The sequence below is a fragment of the Neobacillus sp. WH10 genome, assembly GCF_030123405.1.
In the GTDB taxonomy this organism is placed as follows: Bacteria; Bacillota; Bacilli; order Bacillales; family Cytobacillaceae; genus Neobacillus.
Genome location: NZ_CP126110.1, coordinates 2,418,506 through 2,434,848 on the forward strand (window position 1 = coordinate 2,418,506; position 16,343 = coordinate 2,434,848).

The 16,343-nt window shown below is 36.1% G+C and carries 10 protein-coding genes and 1 riboswitch; all 10 genes read left to right on the forward strand.

Annotation, left to right across the window (positions count from 1 at the left end):
* The first annotated feature begins 6 nt into the window (after positions 1-6).
* The 10 genes from QNH20_RS11440 to flaG all read left to right on the forward strand — a co-directional run bounded on the left by QNH20_RS11440 (position 7) and on the right by flaG (position 16,126).
* Entirely contained in the window at positions 7-2,256 is a 2,250-nt protein-coding gene (locus QNH20_RS11440) for a methyl-accepting chemotaxis protein (RefSeq protein WP_283923007.1), read from the forward strand.
* A 356-nt stretch (positions 2,257-2,612) separates the two neighbouring features.
* The gene (locus QNH20_RS11445) at positions 2,613-3,437 is read left to right on the forward strand and encodes a CheR family methyltransferase (protein WP_283923008.1); all 825 of its coding nucleotides are present in this window, start codon (positions 2,613-2,615) and stop codon (positions 3,435-3,437) included.
* Between the two features lie 100 nt (positions 3,438-3,537).
* The gene (locus tag QNH20_RS11450) at positions 3,538-3,981 is read left to right on the forward strand and encodes a YaaR family protein (protein WP_283923009.1); all 444 of its coding nucleotides are present in this window, start codon (positions 3,538-3,540) and stop codon (positions 3,979-3,981) included.
* Between the two features lie 135 nt (positions 3,982-4,116).
* Positions 4,117-4,539 carry a DUF6115 domain-containing protein gene (locus QNH20_RS11455; protein WP_283923010.1) on the forward strand — a complete coding sequence of 141 codons (423 nt, stop codon included), beginning with the start codon at positions 4,117-4,119 and terminating at the stop codon, positions 4,537-4,539.
* 15 nt (positions 4,540-4,554) lie between these two features.
* Positions 4,555-5,445 (forward strand): flagellar hook-basal body protein, encoded by an 891-nt coding sequence (locus QNH20_RS11460; RefSeq protein ID WP_283923011.1) that lies wholly within the window; start codon positions 4,555-4,557, stop codon positions 5,443-5,445.
* Positions 5,446-5,522: 77 nt separating this feature from the next.
* The gene (locus tag QNH20_RS11465) at positions 5,523-6,380 is read left to right on the forward strand and encodes a flagellar hook-basal body protein (RefSeq protein WP_283923012.1); all 858 of its coding nucleotides are present in this window, start codon (positions 5,523-5,525) and stop codon (positions 6,378-6,380) included.
* A 294-nt stretch (positions 6,381-6,674) separates the two neighbouring features.
* Complete coding sequence (gene fliD / locus QNH20_RS11470) at positions 6,675-8,225, forward strand: flagellar filament capping protein FliD (RefSeq protein WP_283923013.1); 1,551 nt, start codon at positions 6,675-6,677, stop codon at positions 8,223-8,225.
* Positions 8,226-8,774: 549 nt separating this feature from the next.
* The gene (locus QNH20_RS11475) at positions 8,775-9,944 is read left to right on the forward strand and encodes a flagellin N-terminal helical domain-containing protein (RefSeq protein ID WP_283923014.1); all 1,170 of its coding nucleotides are present in this window, start codon (positions 8,775-8,777) and stop codon (positions 9,942-9,944) included.
* A 114-nt stretch (positions 9,945-10,058) separates the two neighbouring features.
* Positions 10,059-10,148: riboswitch (cyclic di-GMP riboswitch) on the forward strand.
* Between the two features lie 56 nt (positions 10,149-10,204).
* Positions 10,205-15,610 (forward strand): OmpL47-type beta-barrel domain-containing protein, encoded by a 5,406-nt coding sequence (locus QNH20_RS11480; protein ID WP_283923015.1) that lies wholly within the window; start codon positions 10,205-10,207, stop codon positions 15,608-15,610.
* A gap of 174 nt (positions 15,611-15,784) precedes the next feature.
* Positions 15,785-16,126 carry a flagellar protein FlaG gene (flaG, locus tag QNH20_RS11485; RefSeq protein WP_283923016.1) on the forward strand — a complete coding sequence of 114 codons (342 nt, stop codon included), beginning with the start codon at positions 15,785-15,787 and terminating at the stop codon, positions 16,124-16,126.
* The last annotated feature ends 217 nt before the right edge of the window (positions 16,127-16,343 follow it).

Below are 16,343 nucleotides of genomic sequence, written 5' to 3' on the forward strand. Positions count from 1 at the left end.
ATAAAAATGTGGAGAAAAAAGTCAAGAAGTAAATTGAGGGAATGGTTTAGTAATGTATTACTAAAAAAGACACGAAAAACTTCATTTACAGATTTAAGTAAGCGGTTTATAAATATGAATATGAATATTAAACTTTGGGGCAGTTTTATTTTCATATTATTATTATTATCATCTATATCGATTGTTTCATTAACTAAATTAAACCTTTTAAGTGATGATGTGCGATTCATAGGAAAAACTCAAGTACCAGAGATTCAATTAATTGGAGACATAAAAGAAGAGGTCATTCGGATTCGTCTAAATGCAACTAAGCACGCTTATGAACAAAGTGGAGATGAAAAAGCAAATTTAGAAAAGGCTGTTAATAAAGATATCATAAATGTAAGAAAAAATATAAAAAAAATGAACAAACAATTTGTTACAGATAACAATAAAAAATTATTTATCGAGTTCAGCAAAGAGTTTGAAAATTTCGCTAATGCTATTCCATCTTTCTTTGAAAAATCTAGTAGCAGTGATTATTACACAACACATGGAAGTTTAGGAGTATTAGCCTATCAAGGGGATATGACGATTGAAGCTCTTGATAAAGTTTCTAAAGATGTTCATACGGACACGAATAAGATTATTAACGAAGCCGATCAGGACTCAACTCGTTCCATTATTCAAATTATTATCTTTTCCGTGGTTGCGATTCTTTTTAGTGTATTAATTGCAATCTTTATTACGAGACTTATTCGTCGTTCTGTTATTAGAGTTGTAAAAAATGTTGACACTACCACAAATTCTGTTACAGAAATAAAAAAATCGATAGATAAAACCTCCCATAGTGCACAAGAATTAGCTGCCTCTATGATCAAAGCAAATGATTCTGTAAGCGAACTTGTTGCCTCTATTCAACAGACAGCTGGAAACACCAATCTAACGGCTTCAGGTGTGGATGAAATCTCTGCTGCAGTAGAACAAATGAGTAGTTCAATTAATTTAGTGGCAGCGAGTGCAGAGCACTTGGATATGTCTACGGAAGAAACATCTTCTGCTATTCAAGAAATGATGTTTTCTATTGAACAAGTAGCTAATAACGTAGGTAACGCGGGTATAAGTGTGGAACAAATTACAAATGCAATTGAATTAATGAGCAAGTCCATTAAAGCTGTCAGTGAAAATGCAGTGAATCTGACTATCATGGCTGAACAATCTTTTGAAACGGTTGAGGAAATGGTCTTATCGATTAAGAGAGTCGCAGATAGTGCCCACACAGTTAATGATCTTAGTAATTCTGTAAAACAGGATGCCTTTGAAGGAACGATCTCACTGAATGAAACATTAAATGGGATGAAAGAAATTTCAAAGGTGATTAACAAAGCAAGCGATGTGATTGAGAACTTGGGGAAAAGCTCTGAAGAAATCGGTAGTATTATCAAAGTTATTGATGATATCGCTGATCAAACCAATCTATTAGCTCTTAATGCCGCAATTGAGGCAGCGCGTGCTGGTGAAAATGGAAGAGGCTTTGCCGTTGTGGCAGATGAAGTGAGAAAGCTAGCTGAACGTTCTGCAATGGCAACAAAAGAAATTTCTATTAGAATCAAAGAAATACAAAATGAAACCGCAGTTGCAGTTGCTTCAATCAAAGAAGGTGAACAGAAAGTAAATATTGGAAATGAATTGGCAGAAAAAACGAATCAAGCAATCAAGAAAATAACTGAAGGTATTGCTCAAGTGAATGATGAAATGAACCTAATCGCCAAAGCAACGGAAGATCAAACGAAAAATAGTGAATTTCTTACAAAAGCGGTTGAGAATGTAACGAAACAAGCAACAGAAATGACACAATCAACAAAAGAACAATCCATTTCTGCAGAAGAAATCGTTCTAGGTATACAAAATACAAAAGACCGGGTTGAACAAATCAGTTTGGCAACGGCTGAACAAGCACAAAGCAGTCAAACCATCGTAGAAGCAATTGAAAATGTCACCACTCAATCAAGCTCTGTGACAAATGCCACAAAGGAACAAGCTCTGACTGCTGAAGAAATTGTTCGTAATATCAATAGTATTAAAGAAATGGTTCAACAAATGAAGATTGCAACGAATGACCAAGCAAAGTACGGTAAAGAAATTGCCTTAGAGGTTGGAAATGTTCATAATCAAACAGAAGAACTAAATGCTAATATTATTACTGAAACGAAGGAAGTGGCCGAAGTGATTGAAGCTATTTCTGAGGTAAATACACAAATAGTAAAACTAAAGTAATAGGAATATCTAAAAGGTGCCTTTGCAAAATTTGCAAGGGTATTTTTTAAAGTACTCCGAAAAAGCCGTAAGGGATTAATCTCAGGAATATCTTATTTTGATGGATAATATTAATAAGAATAAAAAAAACAAAAACTATCAAAAATATTTGAATCAATTTTGAAAAATTATGGTAATATGAGAAGTATAATTACTTATTCTCAAATCAATGTTGTAATAGTTCTCTACAGAACCAAATTAAATGAGTGAATAAGGTGATTGAAGCAATGCTTAGGAAAATATACAACAGATAATATTAACGTAAATAGCTTCTGGGAATGAACGGTACCACTTCATTTGTGGAGACGTTTAATCAGATGCCTGCTGAAAAAGGAAGAGATTATGTGATACATAAAATGATGGAATTAGCGATGAAAATTAAGGGATTTTGCGGAATTGATTTTACAATGAATCTAGCAAGTTTAGACTTGAAAGTATCAAGAAGGCTTAATGAAATAGGATTTAATTTAGATGAATATATAAACTATTTACAAACAGACACAAATGAATGGGATAAACTTGTGGAACATATTACCATAAATGAAACCTACTTTTTTAGGGAATTTAACCAACTAGAAGAATTTCAGAACTTGCTAAAGAAACAATCAGGTAAATATATCAATGTATGGTGTATCCCTTGTTCTACTGGGGAAGAGGCCTTTTCCCTTGCTATCTTGGCAAAGGAGGTAGAACTTTCAACAGGCAATCAAGTTAGAATCGTGGCATCAGATCTTAACAAAAAAGTTTTGGAACATGCTAAAAGAGGTCATTATTCAAAAAATTCTTTATCATTTAGAAGAATTCCGGAAAACAAAGAGTATCTTAAAAAGTACTTTATTGAAACTGAGAGTGGCTATGAAGTGAAAAATGAAATTAAACAAATGGTTTCATTTGAACCATTTAACTTGACTGATTTCACTACATATACAAAATACAATCAAATTGATATTATTTTCTGCCGAAATGTCTTGTTCTATTTTAATGAAGAGATTATTAAAAAGGTTATTAAAGGTTTTCATTCAATCTTAAACAATGATGGATATTTATTTTTGGGTCACGCAGAGTCCATCTCAAGTTTTGATAGTAAATTTATCTCAGTTCACACAAAAGAAGCTTTTTACTACAAGAAAGATATTTTGTAACTTATCATGTTTTTTTGTAGAAAGTTAAGGTATAATAGCTACATTATTTTGATATATTTTGATAGATTTTTATGATGAAATTTTTTGGAGGTGAATCCATTTGAAAATACAAGAAACAGTTAGGATGAATATAGGTGACCAACGACTTTCAACAACTGAACGGACTTCAGTTAATTCAGCTTCATTTCAAAAGATTTTGAACTCCTATTCCAAAGAACTAACCGAGGATCACCTCCATCAGCTGTTGCAGGACATCGATCAACAAGGTCTGCAGCTAAGCGAAAAGCCAACGTTAAACGAACTCCATAAATACAAAAATTTGGTCAAACAATTTATGGGTGAGGTAACGAAAAACGGGATGGGCTTATACCAAACAGAAAGCTGGGATCTGTATGGTGGAAATAAAACACTTAAGACGATCCAAGTACTCGATCATAAATTAATGGAATTAACGGATCATGTTATAAACCAACAAAATGCGGGTCTTTCCATTTTGGAGAGAATCGGGGAAATCAAGGGCTTATTGATTAACCTTTATTCGTAATACTGTTCTTATTAATTAGTTATTCTGTCATTGTTAATGTACAAGAATCAAGGGTTCCCTGAGCCTATTCTATTAAGCAACGTTGTTGCGGTTCTGGCAATGAATACTTTAGTAAACTAGTGAGGGAGCGAAAAGGTGCAAACATATGTAAACGAAATCTTCCTAGGGCTCATTTTGATCGGCGTGATTTATTTGGCTGTTCGAGACTCGCTCCGACGGAAGTTAGACTCTAATAAGGATTTGTATCAAAAAATGAACGAAAACCAAAAACAATTGATCCAAGAAATCACCGAGCTAAAAATCACCCTTAGACAATATCAACAAACAATAAAAGCTGAGAACGAGCAATGGAGGATCGATAGACATGAATTGGTAGCATCTATAAAAGCAACTGAAAAAACGATGAGTGGCCAAAATTTGTTATTACATGACCGCTATAAGGAAATTTTTGATTTACATAATCAAGGTCTTTCCGTTGATCAAATTGCTATGAAGCTTGAAAAAGGCTCCGGTGAAGTAGCTTTTATTTTACAGCTGGCTGTCCAAGAGAGCATCTAAGAAGGGGGATTAATCATGATAAGAGGTTTATATTCAGCAGCTTCAGGGATGTTTTCACTGGAGCGAAAGCAAGAAACATTGGCCGATAATCTGGCCAATGCACAAACACCAGGATATAAAAAGGATGATGCAGTTCAACGGGCGTTCCCGAAATTATTAATTCAACGAATCCAGGACTTTAATGAAAATGGGAAGATCACCAGTGCTGGAGCCTTCCAATTACCTGGACAGGCTATTACAATAGGTGAATTATATAATGGTGTGTATACACAGGAACGAATACCTAGTTTCAGTCAAGGGGCACTGGTAGAAACGGGAAATCCGTTAGACCTTGCGATTGAAGATCAGGGGATTCCAGCGCAAATGATAAATGGCCGGTCCGTGAAACCGGCTGCCTTCTTTGCCGTACAGCTCCCTGATGGAACTATTGGCTACACAAGGAATGGAAAGTGGGATTTAGATGCAAATGGTCACCTAGTGACATCAGAAGGTTATCTTGTGTTAGGGGCGGATCATAATCCTATCCAAATGACTGACAGTATTCGTAAAGAGGATTTGTTCATTAGCCCGGATGGCCAGTTAATCGCCTATCCAAATGATCCATCAAGAACAAGGGCGGCCGGCCAGATTGGCCTGGCAGTGATACAAAATCCAGCTGAACTTCGTCGTCTGGGGGGAAATGTATTCCAGTCTGAAAACCCAGTACCATTTATCCAAGATGCTGGAGGAACTAATCCGGGTATTTCTCTTTATCAAGGATTCATTGAACAGTCGAATGTCGATCCAGGTCAAACGATGACAGATATGATGATGACGATTAAGGGGTATGAAGCAAACCAAAAGGTAATAAGTGTTTATGATAACTCTTTACAACAACTATACTCGGTCGGCAAGTTAAACGGATAATCTGCTTCTTCCATCAGTGGGAGTCTTTTTACTAGTTAGAAAACGATAAAAAACGCTAAGAATAGGAGATAAGCATTTTGAATACGTCATTATTTATCTCATCAGGTGCTTTGCAAGCATACCAGCAAAAAATTGATACGACAGCAAATAATGTTGCCAATGTGAACACAATCGGTTTTAAACGCAGGGACCAAAGCTTTTCTGAGATTTTAGCATCGCAATTTAACAATCAGCCACTAATAAATCAAGAAATCGGAAGGCATACACCTAATGGAATACGAGTTGGTTATGGCACAAGGACAGGGCTTACACAACTTGACATCGAGCAAGGTCAAGCAGTTCAAACAGACAATCCTTTTGATCTCATGATATCTGGAAAGGGATTTTTCCAAGTTGGTTATCCATCTGCATTAGCTGGAGGACCTAACGAGGTGAGATATACACGCGATGGGAATTTCCATGTTAGTCCAAATCCCCAAAAACCGGGAAGCTATCATTTAGTAAACGCCAATGGGGGTTATCTGTTAGACCAGAATGGTAATCCAATCGAACTAGATGGACAATATGAAGTGAACATCGATTCGATGGGACAAATTCAGTTGAAAAGTAAAAATGGTCAAGGAGCAACATTCAAATCAGCTCAGCAAGTGGGTATTGTGGATATTCAAAATCCTCACGTGTTACAGAATGTCGGTGAAAATGAATTCGCGATTGATCCCAATGCATTAGCGAATGGTAGAAATGCAGCCAATTATGTGAGAATGATGGTCCCAGGAGAGATACAAATCTCAACGGGTTATCTCGAAGGATCGAATGTCGATTTGTCAAAAGAAATGACCAATCTGATGACAGCTCAGCGGGGGTTTCAATTAAACTCTAGAGCGGTTTCCTATGCAGATCAGATGTCAGGGATTACCAATAATATATTAAAGTAATTTTTGAACACTAATAAGATTGACTAGAAAAGGCCGCTTCCTCGTAAATCCTCGAGGTAATTGCGGCTTTTTTTACATATCATCAAATATGTTAATTAGCCATAGGTTTTGCTTAATAATACTAATCACTTCCTTTAAACTATTTTGAAATGCTTCCGATAAATAATGATATATGGGTATTTACCTATGGATTCCTTAAAAGAAGATAAAATCCTGCCGAGAATTGGACATAATTTTGCATACGTAATAAAAATATTTTTAAAAAAATTGCTTTTTATAAAGGAGGAAAACGATATGGTTAATTTGACAACACATGTATCCGGATTAGCATCAGGTTTGGATACAGAAAAAATAGTAAGTGACATGATGAAGGTAAATAGAGTTCCTTTAGATAAACTGCAACAAGCGAAAACGCTTAACACATGGAAAACTGCGGCCTATCGAGAAGTCAACTTGAAAATAGCTAGTTTCAGAGACGCAATGCAGGATTTAAGACTGCAAGGAACGTTTAACGCACAAAAAGCGACTTCAAGCAATGCAAGTCTTGATGTTTCAATGGCTGGTGAGTCTAAACTTCTAAACTTCACGATTTCAGAAGCAAAACTTGCTACATTGGGAACAAGTAGTTCGGTAAGTTTTGACACGAAAATAGGAAAAGGGACGGACAAAATTGACCCTAATGCAACCGCTGACTTAACGTTTAAACTTAATGGAACTGAAATCACCATACCTAAAGATAGTAATTTTGATCAGGCGATTGCACAGATCAATTCGAAAAGTGCAGACACAAATGTCAAAGTTGCAAATGTAGGGGGTTCATTAGTATTTTCATCCACTGATGCAGGCGCAGGTAAACCAATTACGATATCCGATTCTAGCCCTGATATGCAGTCACTATTAAAGATTACCAACGGAGCTACAAACGCTATTGATCCAGTTGATCAGTTTTCTGCTGGTACATTTACTAACGGGGCGCCTGCTGAGTCAGGATATGTTGTCATCAATGGTACAAAAATCACTGTATCCGATAACACGTTCACATATGATGGTGTTCAAATCAAATTAAAAGCAGCGGTTTCTGTGGATAACCCAGCTACTGTAAATGTTGTTTCAGATACAGATAAGATCTTTGACAAATTGAAGACATTTGTTGATAAATACAATGAGCTTATAAATGATTTAAATGACAAACTTTCTGAGAGTAAAAACCGTAACTTCCCACCTTTAACTGAGGCACAAAAGAAAGATATGAAAGAAGCAGATATTAAGTTATGGGAGGATAAAGCAAAAAGTGGTCTACTCGCAAATGATCCTGCGATCCGTCAATTCCTTACACAGCTTCGTTCAAGCATGAGTGAAATTATTAAAGGAGAAGGGATTAATCCATCTTTTGACTCACTGCCAGAAATCGGAATCACAACTAGCAAGGATTATAAAGACAATGGTAAATTAGTTTTAGATGAGTCTAAGCTAAAATCACTGTTGACTACTAATCTGACTGATATCCAAAAAATGTTTTCCAACAAGTTCGAGACTGATAATCCGAATGATACAACTATAACAAGTGCTGACAAACACAAAAATAGTGGATATGCGTTCAGGGTTTATGATCGGATTGGCGACATTATATCACAACTAAAAGTAAAAGCTGGGGCACCAGGAACGATTTCTGTTAACAGCGTATTAGGAAAAGAGGCTGCCTCCATTGACGAAAGAATGGTAAAAGTTCAGAACCGAGTATATGCGCAAGAGCAAGCCTTATGGACAAAATTTAACGCTATGGAAAAAGCCCTGCAACAACTAAATAGTCAGAGTTCATTTTGGTATAACCAACTTGGGCAATAGTAATTCAACATTGTTCAAAAGAGTCACTCTATATGGGTGACTCTTTTTCTATTGATTTAAGACAAAAATTATCGACATTAATTCCTTATATGTTCTCTATTCCAATACAAAAAAAGTTTGATAAAACTACTAAACCAATTGTTTGATCCACCGATAACAATAAATAACAAAGGATTCTTCGAATAAAAGGACTGCAAAACAAATCGTTGAAACCAGAACACAATATGTTTTGATGTCCCATAAGAATACATATGATCGAATTCTTTTAAGAAATTAAAAAAATGTAGAAAAAAACTAAACGAATTATTTAATTTACCGATAAGAATAAATACCAAGATAATTCTTCGGTAAAACAGGCGAAAAATATTTTGATAAACGGTATAAGAATTCTAAAAAGTAGAATTGTACAAGATAAATACCAATCAAACTATCGAAATGTTCAAAATGTCTAAAATTTTATTAAAACTTTTTTTGATAGTAGACCATAAGGGTTTATTATAGATGATTTAAAATTACAAAAGATATTTATTCTAGGGAGGAAATTTAATCATGCGTATTAATCACAACATTGCAGCACTTAACACACACCGCCAGTTAACAGGTGCAACAGCTGGTCAAGGTAAATCAATGGAAAAATTATCATCAGGTCTTCGTATTAATCGTGCCGGTGATGATGCAGCTGGATTAGCAATCTCTGAAAAAATGCGAGGCCAAATTCGCGGTCTTGAAATGGGTTCAAAGAACGCTCAAGATGGCATCTCATTAATTCAAACAGCTGAAGGTGCATTAAATGAATCACATACAATTCTTCAACGTATGCGTGAATTAGCGGTTCAATCATCAAATGATTCTAACACTGATGCTGATCGTAAAGAATTGCAAAAAGAAATGGATCAACTTATTGGCGAAATCGACCGCATTGGTAATACAACTGAATTTAACACAAAGAAACTGATTGATGGTTCAAAAAGTGGTGTAACCGAGCTGTTAGGCAACGTTAAATTTGACAACCAAGGTGACGAAGCATTATTCAGTGCAATAACTGCTACTAACGCATCTGTAGCAGGAACGGCTGGTACTGAAGCAAATGAAACAATTAATGTAAAAATTACAGATTACGATGCTACTGGAGGTACATTCAGCTTAGAATGGACTACTCAAAGCGGTGAAACAAAAACAATTACAGGTATTGCTGATACAGGTGGAGCACAAACAATTCAAACAGCTAATGGTAGCTATTCATTAACTTTAGGTGCAATTGGCGTTGAAGATATCGGTAAAGAAGCAACCTTCACTTCTCGTGCCTCTGTAGAAGAATATAAAAATAACGCATTAACGTTCCAAATTGGAGCAAACTCTTCACAAACAATGAATGTTGAAATTAATGACATGAGAGCTTCAGCTCTTCATGTAGACAATATTGATGTAAGTTCAGCAGCTTCTGCTGAGGCTTCAATCTCTGCTATTAATAAAGCAGTTGAAGATGTTTCTGCACAACGTTCCAAATTAGGTGCATTCCAAAACCGCTTAGAACACACTATTAACAACCTAGGAACATCTCAAGAAAACTTAACAGCTGCTGAGTCTCGTATTCGTGATGTAGATATGGCAAAAGAAATGATGGAACAAACGAAAAACTCAATTCTTGCTCAAGCTGCTCAAGCAATGCTTGCTCAAGCGAACCAACAGCCTCAAGGTGTATTACAACTTCTTCGTTAATATGGTGAAATTGAGAGATCTTAATATTGTAAGATCTCTCTCTTTTTAGAAGAATAGTAATATTTTTAATAAAAAGAGTTCCAATGTAAAATGATTTAATAATAAAACGACTATTTGTGAAAAAGGCAAACCATGGGAAACTGTGGGACGTAAAACCGAGGGCCTGTACCAACATGACAAGCTGGATGGCAGCCGGATACCACAAAAACATGTTATTGGAACTTTCGTTGCCTTTTTCACTTGAAAAAGGAGTAAACGTTATGGTAAAGAAGTTTTCCATTTTTGCTACTGTACTATTATGTTTTCAATTAGTATTCCCATTAATAAATGCGTTTGCTTTTGAGTTGCTTACCCCAACTAATTTAAAAGCGAGCCAAAACTATCCTGGTAATATTACATTAAGCTGGGATAAAGTTTCTGGAGCTAGTGCGTACCGTGTTTACAAACTAGAAGCAGGCAAGCAAGAACTAGTTAAACAGGTAACTTATGAATTCACAGAGACCACTATCTTTGGTGTACAGGAGGGGAGTAGTACTTTTGCTGTTTCTGCCGTAAGAAATCTTGATGAAACTCCACTTTCAAATAGCGTAACAGTTGAAGTTTCATACCCTGAGATGCAAAGCCCAACAAGCATTTCATCGACCATCCTTAACGGGAATGATTTGACATTAAGCTGGAATAAGGCAGCTTATGCGACGGATTATAAAATTTATCAAGTGATCGATGGTACGAGAAAGCTAGTTACAACCACAACAGCTGTAAATTATACATTCCAAAATCATCCGGAAGGAAAATATGTTTATGAAGTAACATCCAATAATAGCCGATTTGGAGAGTCGAAAGTCGGATTAAGGATTGAAGTAGATGTCAATTTTCCTATCATGACATCACCACTCGTAACGTATACCGTCCAGAATGGGAATGATTTGATTTTTAACTGGCAAAGAGTAAATTATGCTAGTAATTATAAAGTCTATGAACTAATTGACGGAACAAAGAAATTGCTTACAACGACAAGATTAAACAGTCATATTATTTCAAATGTTACAGAAGGCAAGCATGTATACGAAGTCACCGCATATAGTGATCGCTTCGGTGAATCAATAGAACCATTTAAGTTGGACTTTGATATGGTTTATCCGAAAATGCAAGCTCCTGGCAGCCTAACTTACACATTATCGAATGTAAATGATATCAATCTTAGATGGGCAAAAGTAGAATATGCAGATAAGTATAAATTATATCAGAATGTAAATGGTGAGAGGAAGTTATTATTAACTACTTCTGCATTGAATTCAACATTCGTTAATATGCCAGAAGGCAATTATAAGTATGAATTAGCATCTTATAGTGACCGTTTCGGGGAATCATCATCGGTGGCAAATGTTGAATTTGATTTAACTCATCCAGTTATAGAAGCACCTAAGAATTTAAATATTACCGTTCAAAACGGAAATGATTTAGTCTTAAGATGGGATCCTTCCGATTATGCAACTGGTTATAAGGTTTATCAAATTATTAATGGCGAGCGTAAATTAATCACAACCAAGCTTGTAAATGCACACACTTTATTAAATATGCCGGAAGGACACTATACATTTGAAGTAATTGCATATAGTGACCGTTTTGGTGAATCCAAAACAGCATCTAAGGTAGAATACGATCTCAAGTATCCGGAATTGAAAGCCCCAGTTTTAACAGGAACCGTTGAGAATGAATCCATTATCATTTTAGATTGGACAAAGCAAGACAATGTGACTGGGTATAATATTTATGAAATTGTCAACGGAACAAAAAAATTGGTAGCAACAACAACAAGTCTTCAACAAAAGCTTTCCAACCAGACTGAAGGGAAGCATATATATGAGGTCACTTCCTATCATACTCGTTTTGGAGAATCTCAAGCTTCTAATCAAGTCACTTTGAATATTGGTTCAAATATAGAGGTGCCTCCTGTAAAGGATACCATTCCGCCTGTTACAATTTCAAACCTAGCAGACTCTTACTACAAAGAAGATGTAACTGTTCAACTGACTGCTACAGATAACCAAAGCGGAGTGGCTAAAACCTTCTATTCTATTAATGAATCAACATTTAAAGAAGGTACTACCTTTACAATCCAGGATGAAGGGAAGCACAAAGTTTCCTTTTACAGCGTTGATAATGCAGGAAACATTGAAGAAACGAAGACAGTAGAAGTAAAAATCGACAAGACTGCGCCAAATACAACCTCGAATGCAACAAATTCTTGGTTTAAGGAAGATTTTTTCACTTTATCTTCATCAGACAATGTGAGTGGCGTTGCAAAAACTTTCTATTCTATAAACGGTTCTGATTTTGTAGAAGGAACAGGCTTTAAGGTGAATGAAGAAGGAGTAACGAAAGTATCCTTCTATAGCATAGATAAAGCGGGTAACATCGAAGAAGTTAAGACCGTTGATTTGAATATCGACAATATCAAACCAATTACGACCTCTAATATAACCAATTCTTGGTATAAAGAAGACGTAGCTGTCCTTTTATCTCCATCTGACCATGGAAGTGGTATTGATAAAACCTTCTATACTATTAATGGTTATGATCTTGTGGAAGGAACAAGCTTTAGAGTGAGTAATGAAGGCGTAACGAAGGTCTCCTTCAATAGTATAGATAAAGCAGGTAATATCGAAGACGTTAACACAGTTGAAGTGAAAATCGACAAGACCGCACCAGTTACTACTTCTAATGTTACAAATTCTTGGTATAAAGACAACGTAACTGTCCTTTTATCTCCATCAGACAATGGAAGTGGCGTTGATAAAACCTACTATTCTATTAATGGTTCGGATTTTGTGGAAGGAACAAGTTTTTCTGTCACCGAGGAAGGCGTAACGAAGGTATCTTTCTATAGTGTAGATAAGGCAGGTAACATCGAAGAAGTTAACACTGTTGAAGTAAATATCGACAAGACCGCGCCAATTACGACCTCTAATATAACAGATTCTTTGTATAAAGAAGACGTTGTTCTTTTATCTCCATCAGACGATGGAAGTGGCGTTGATAAAACCTACTATTCTATTAATGGTTCTGATTTTAAGGAAGGAACAAGCTTTAGAGTGAGTGAAGAAGGCGTAACGAAGGTCTCCTTCTATAGTATAGATAAAGCAGGTAACATCGAAGACGTTAACACCGTTGATGTGAACATCGACAGCACCGCACCAATTACGAATTCTAATGTTAAAAATTCTTGGTACAAAGAAGACGTAGCTGTCCTTTTATCGGCATCAGACAATGAGAGTGGGGTTGATAAAACCTACTATTCTATTAATGGTTCGGATTTTGTGGAAGGAACAAGCTTTTCTGTGAGCGAGGAAGGTGTAACGAAGGTATCTTTCTATAGTGTAGATAAGGCAGGTAACATCGAAGAAGTTAATACAGTTGAAGTAAATATCGACAAGACCGCGCCAATTACTACATCTAATTTAACAGATAAAGACGGAACCGTCCTTTTATCACCAACAGACAATATGAGTGGCGTAGATAAAACCTACTATTCTATTAATGGTTCTGATTATAAGGAAGGAACAAGCTTTAAGGTGAGTGAAGATGGCGTAACGAAGGTATCTTTCTATAGTGTAGATAAGGCAGGTAACATCGAAGACGTTAACACCGTTGAAGTGAATATCGACAAGACCGCACCAATTACGACTTCTAATGTAAAAACTTCTTGGTATAAAGAAGACGTACCTGTCCTTTTATCGGCAACAGACAGTGGAAGTGGCGTTGATAAAACCTACTATTCTATTAATGGTTATAATCTTGTGGAAGGAACAAGCTTTAGGGTGAGTAATGAAGGCGTAACGAAGGTATCCTTCAATAGTATAGATAAAGCAGGTAATATCGAAGACGTTAACACAGTTGAAGTGAAAATCGACAAGACCGCACCAATTACAACTTCTAATGTTAAAAATTCTTGGTATAAAGAAGACGTAAATGTCCTTTTATCGCCAATAGACAATGGAAGTGGCGTTGATAAAACCTACTATTCTATTAATGGTTCTGATTTTGTAGAAGGAACAAGCTTTTCTGTGAGCGAGGAAGGTGTAACGAAAGTCTCATTCTATAGTATAGACAAAGCGGGTAACATCGAAGAAGTTAACACTGTTGAAGTAAATATCGACAAGACCGCGCCAATTACGACCTCTAATATTACAAGTTCTTTGTATAATGAAGACGTACCTGTCCTTTTATCGCCAACAGACAATGGAAGTGGCGTTGATAAAACCTACTATTCCATTAATGGTTCTGATTTTAAGGAAGGTACAAGCTTTAGTGTGAGTGAAAAAGGCGTAACGAAGGTCTCCTTCTATAGTATAGATAAGGCAGGTAACATCGAAGACGTTAACACAGTTGAAGTGAACATCGACAAGACCGCACCAATTACGACTTCTAATGTGAAAAATTCTTGGTATAAAGAAGACGTAGCTGTCCTTTTATCGCCAACAGACAATGAGAGTGGCGTTGATAAAACCTACTATTCTATTAATGGTTCTGATTTTGTGGAAGGAACAAGCTTTTCTGTGAGCGAGGAAGGTGTAACGAAAGTCTCATTCTATAGTATAGATAAAGCGGGTAACATCGAAGAAGTTAATACTGTTGAAGTAAATATCGACAAGACCGCGCCAATTACGACCTCTAAAATAACAAATGAAGATGGAACTGTCCTTTTATCGCCAACAGACAATGAGAGTGGCGTTGATAAAACCTACTATTCCATTAATGGTTCTGAATATAAAGAAGGAACAAGCTTTAAGGTTAGTGAAGAAGGCGTAACGAAGGTATCTTTCTATAGTGTAGATAAGGCAGGTAACATCGAAGACGCTAACACAGTTGAAGTGAATATCGACAAAACCGCACCAATTACGACTTCTAATGTTAAAAATTCTTGGTATAAAGAAGATGTAACTGTCCTTTTATCGCCAACAGACAATGGTAGTGGCGTTGATAAAACCTACTATTCCATTAATGGTTCTGATTATAAGGAAGGAACAAGCTTTAAGGTGAGTGAAGAAGGTGTAACAAAGGTATCTTTCTATAGTGTAGATAAGGCCGGGAACATCGAAGATAAAAAGACCGTTGACGTAAAGATTGATAAAAATGCGCCAATTGTCGTCTGGAATCTTGATGATGAGTATGCACTAGGAACATACCTGCCGGAATATTCGGCTATTGATACTGTTTCGGGTATTGCTCATGAAAAGGTTACAGTAAACGGACAGGAAATCACAGGTCCAATTAAGTTTGATAAACCAGGATCTTACACTGTAGAGTTAACCGTAACTGATAAAGCAGGGTGGACAACAATAGTGAAAAAGACAATAAATATATACGTTCAAGCAACTATTGTTGTAAATCCAGGTATTATTAAAACTAACACTGGTGTGTTTACTGTTCAAGTAACAGTGCCAAAAGGCATTGACATGAAAAAATTCGATCTACACAGTGCAACATTAAATGGAGTTTCCGCTAATTCAGGAACTAACGGATTACTGCAGCAAGCTAAAAATGGTCAATTTAAGTTTGATCGTGATCAATTTACTTGGAAGCCAGGAACAGTAGAGGTTGAGTTCCGTGGATACGTAGATGGATATCTTGTTGTCGGAAGCAAGACCGTAATAGTCAAATAGGTAAGATAAGTTTGGTTTTTTGATTCTAACAATCTATCTGTCCAAAACGAAAGAGACCTTAGGTATTCTAAGGTCTCTTTCTGCTTAATTCCTTTTTATTTCCAAAAGTTCTAATCATTTTTGCAATATTTCCGATAATACTTATAAATAATCATTTATTAGGAGGCAGAGGGTATGATTGAAAAAATATCAAGTTCTAGTGGTCCAGCAATGGATCTTTCTATGAATAAAAATTCATTTAATTTAAGAGGAAATTCGAATAACCAGCAAGATCAGTTTATGCAGGAACAAGAGAAAGAAAAAGCTGAAAAAATAATGAATAGTATGAACGATTTTTTAAAAGCTTCGAATACTCACTTAAAATTTGAGTTCCATGAGGCTTTACAAGAATACTATGTTGCGGTTGTTGATGATATAACGAATGAAGTCGTGAAAGAAATTCCTCCCAAAAAATTCTTAGATATGTATGCGGCAATGACAAAGTGTTTGGGACTATTAATTGATAGAAAAGTATAACTTAATTTTTACTTAGTGGCTGTGATAAAGTCATTGTTGATTGGAGCGGAAGGTACGAGACTCCTCGAAAATGCTATCGCATTTTCTTCGTGCGTGGGCGGTTTCAAGGATGTAATTCAATGTCCTGCGGGAGTACGGGGCAGGGGAGGACCCCGCAGGAGCGAAGCGACGAGGAGAAGCAAAAGCGGAAGCGCCTTGTCCAGCCCCGACAAGTGCT

Excerpts from the sequence above, each read along its gene's own strand:
- QNH20_RS11440 (WP_283923007.1), top strand. The coding sequence starts at position 7 with ATGTGGAGAAAAAAGTCAAGAAGTAAATTGAGGGAATGGTTTAGTAAT.
- QNH20_RS11445 (WP_283923008.1), top strand. The coding sequence starts at position 2,613 with ATGCCTGCTGAAAAAGGAAGAGATTATGTGATACATAAAATGATGGAA.
- QNH20_RS11460 (WP_283923011.1), top strand. The coding sequence starts at position 4,555 with ATGATAAGAGGTTTATATTCAGCAGCTTCAGGGATGTTTTCACTGGAG.
- fliD (WP_283923013.1), top strand. The coding sequence starts at position 6,675 with ATGGTTAATTTGACAACACATGTATCCGGATTAGCATCAGGTTTGGAT.
- QNH20_RS11475 (WP_283923014.1), top strand. The coding sequence starts at position 8,775 with ATGCGTATTAATCACAACATTGCAGCACTTAACACACACCGCCAGTTA.
- QNH20_RS11480 (WP_283923015.1), top strand. The coding sequence starts at position 10,205 with ATGGTAAAGAAGTTTTCCATTTTTGCTACTGTACTATTATGTTTTCAA.
- flaG (WP_283923016.1), top strand. The coding sequence starts at position 15,785 with ATGATTGAAAAAATATCAAGTTCTAGTGGTCCAGCAATGGATCTTTCT.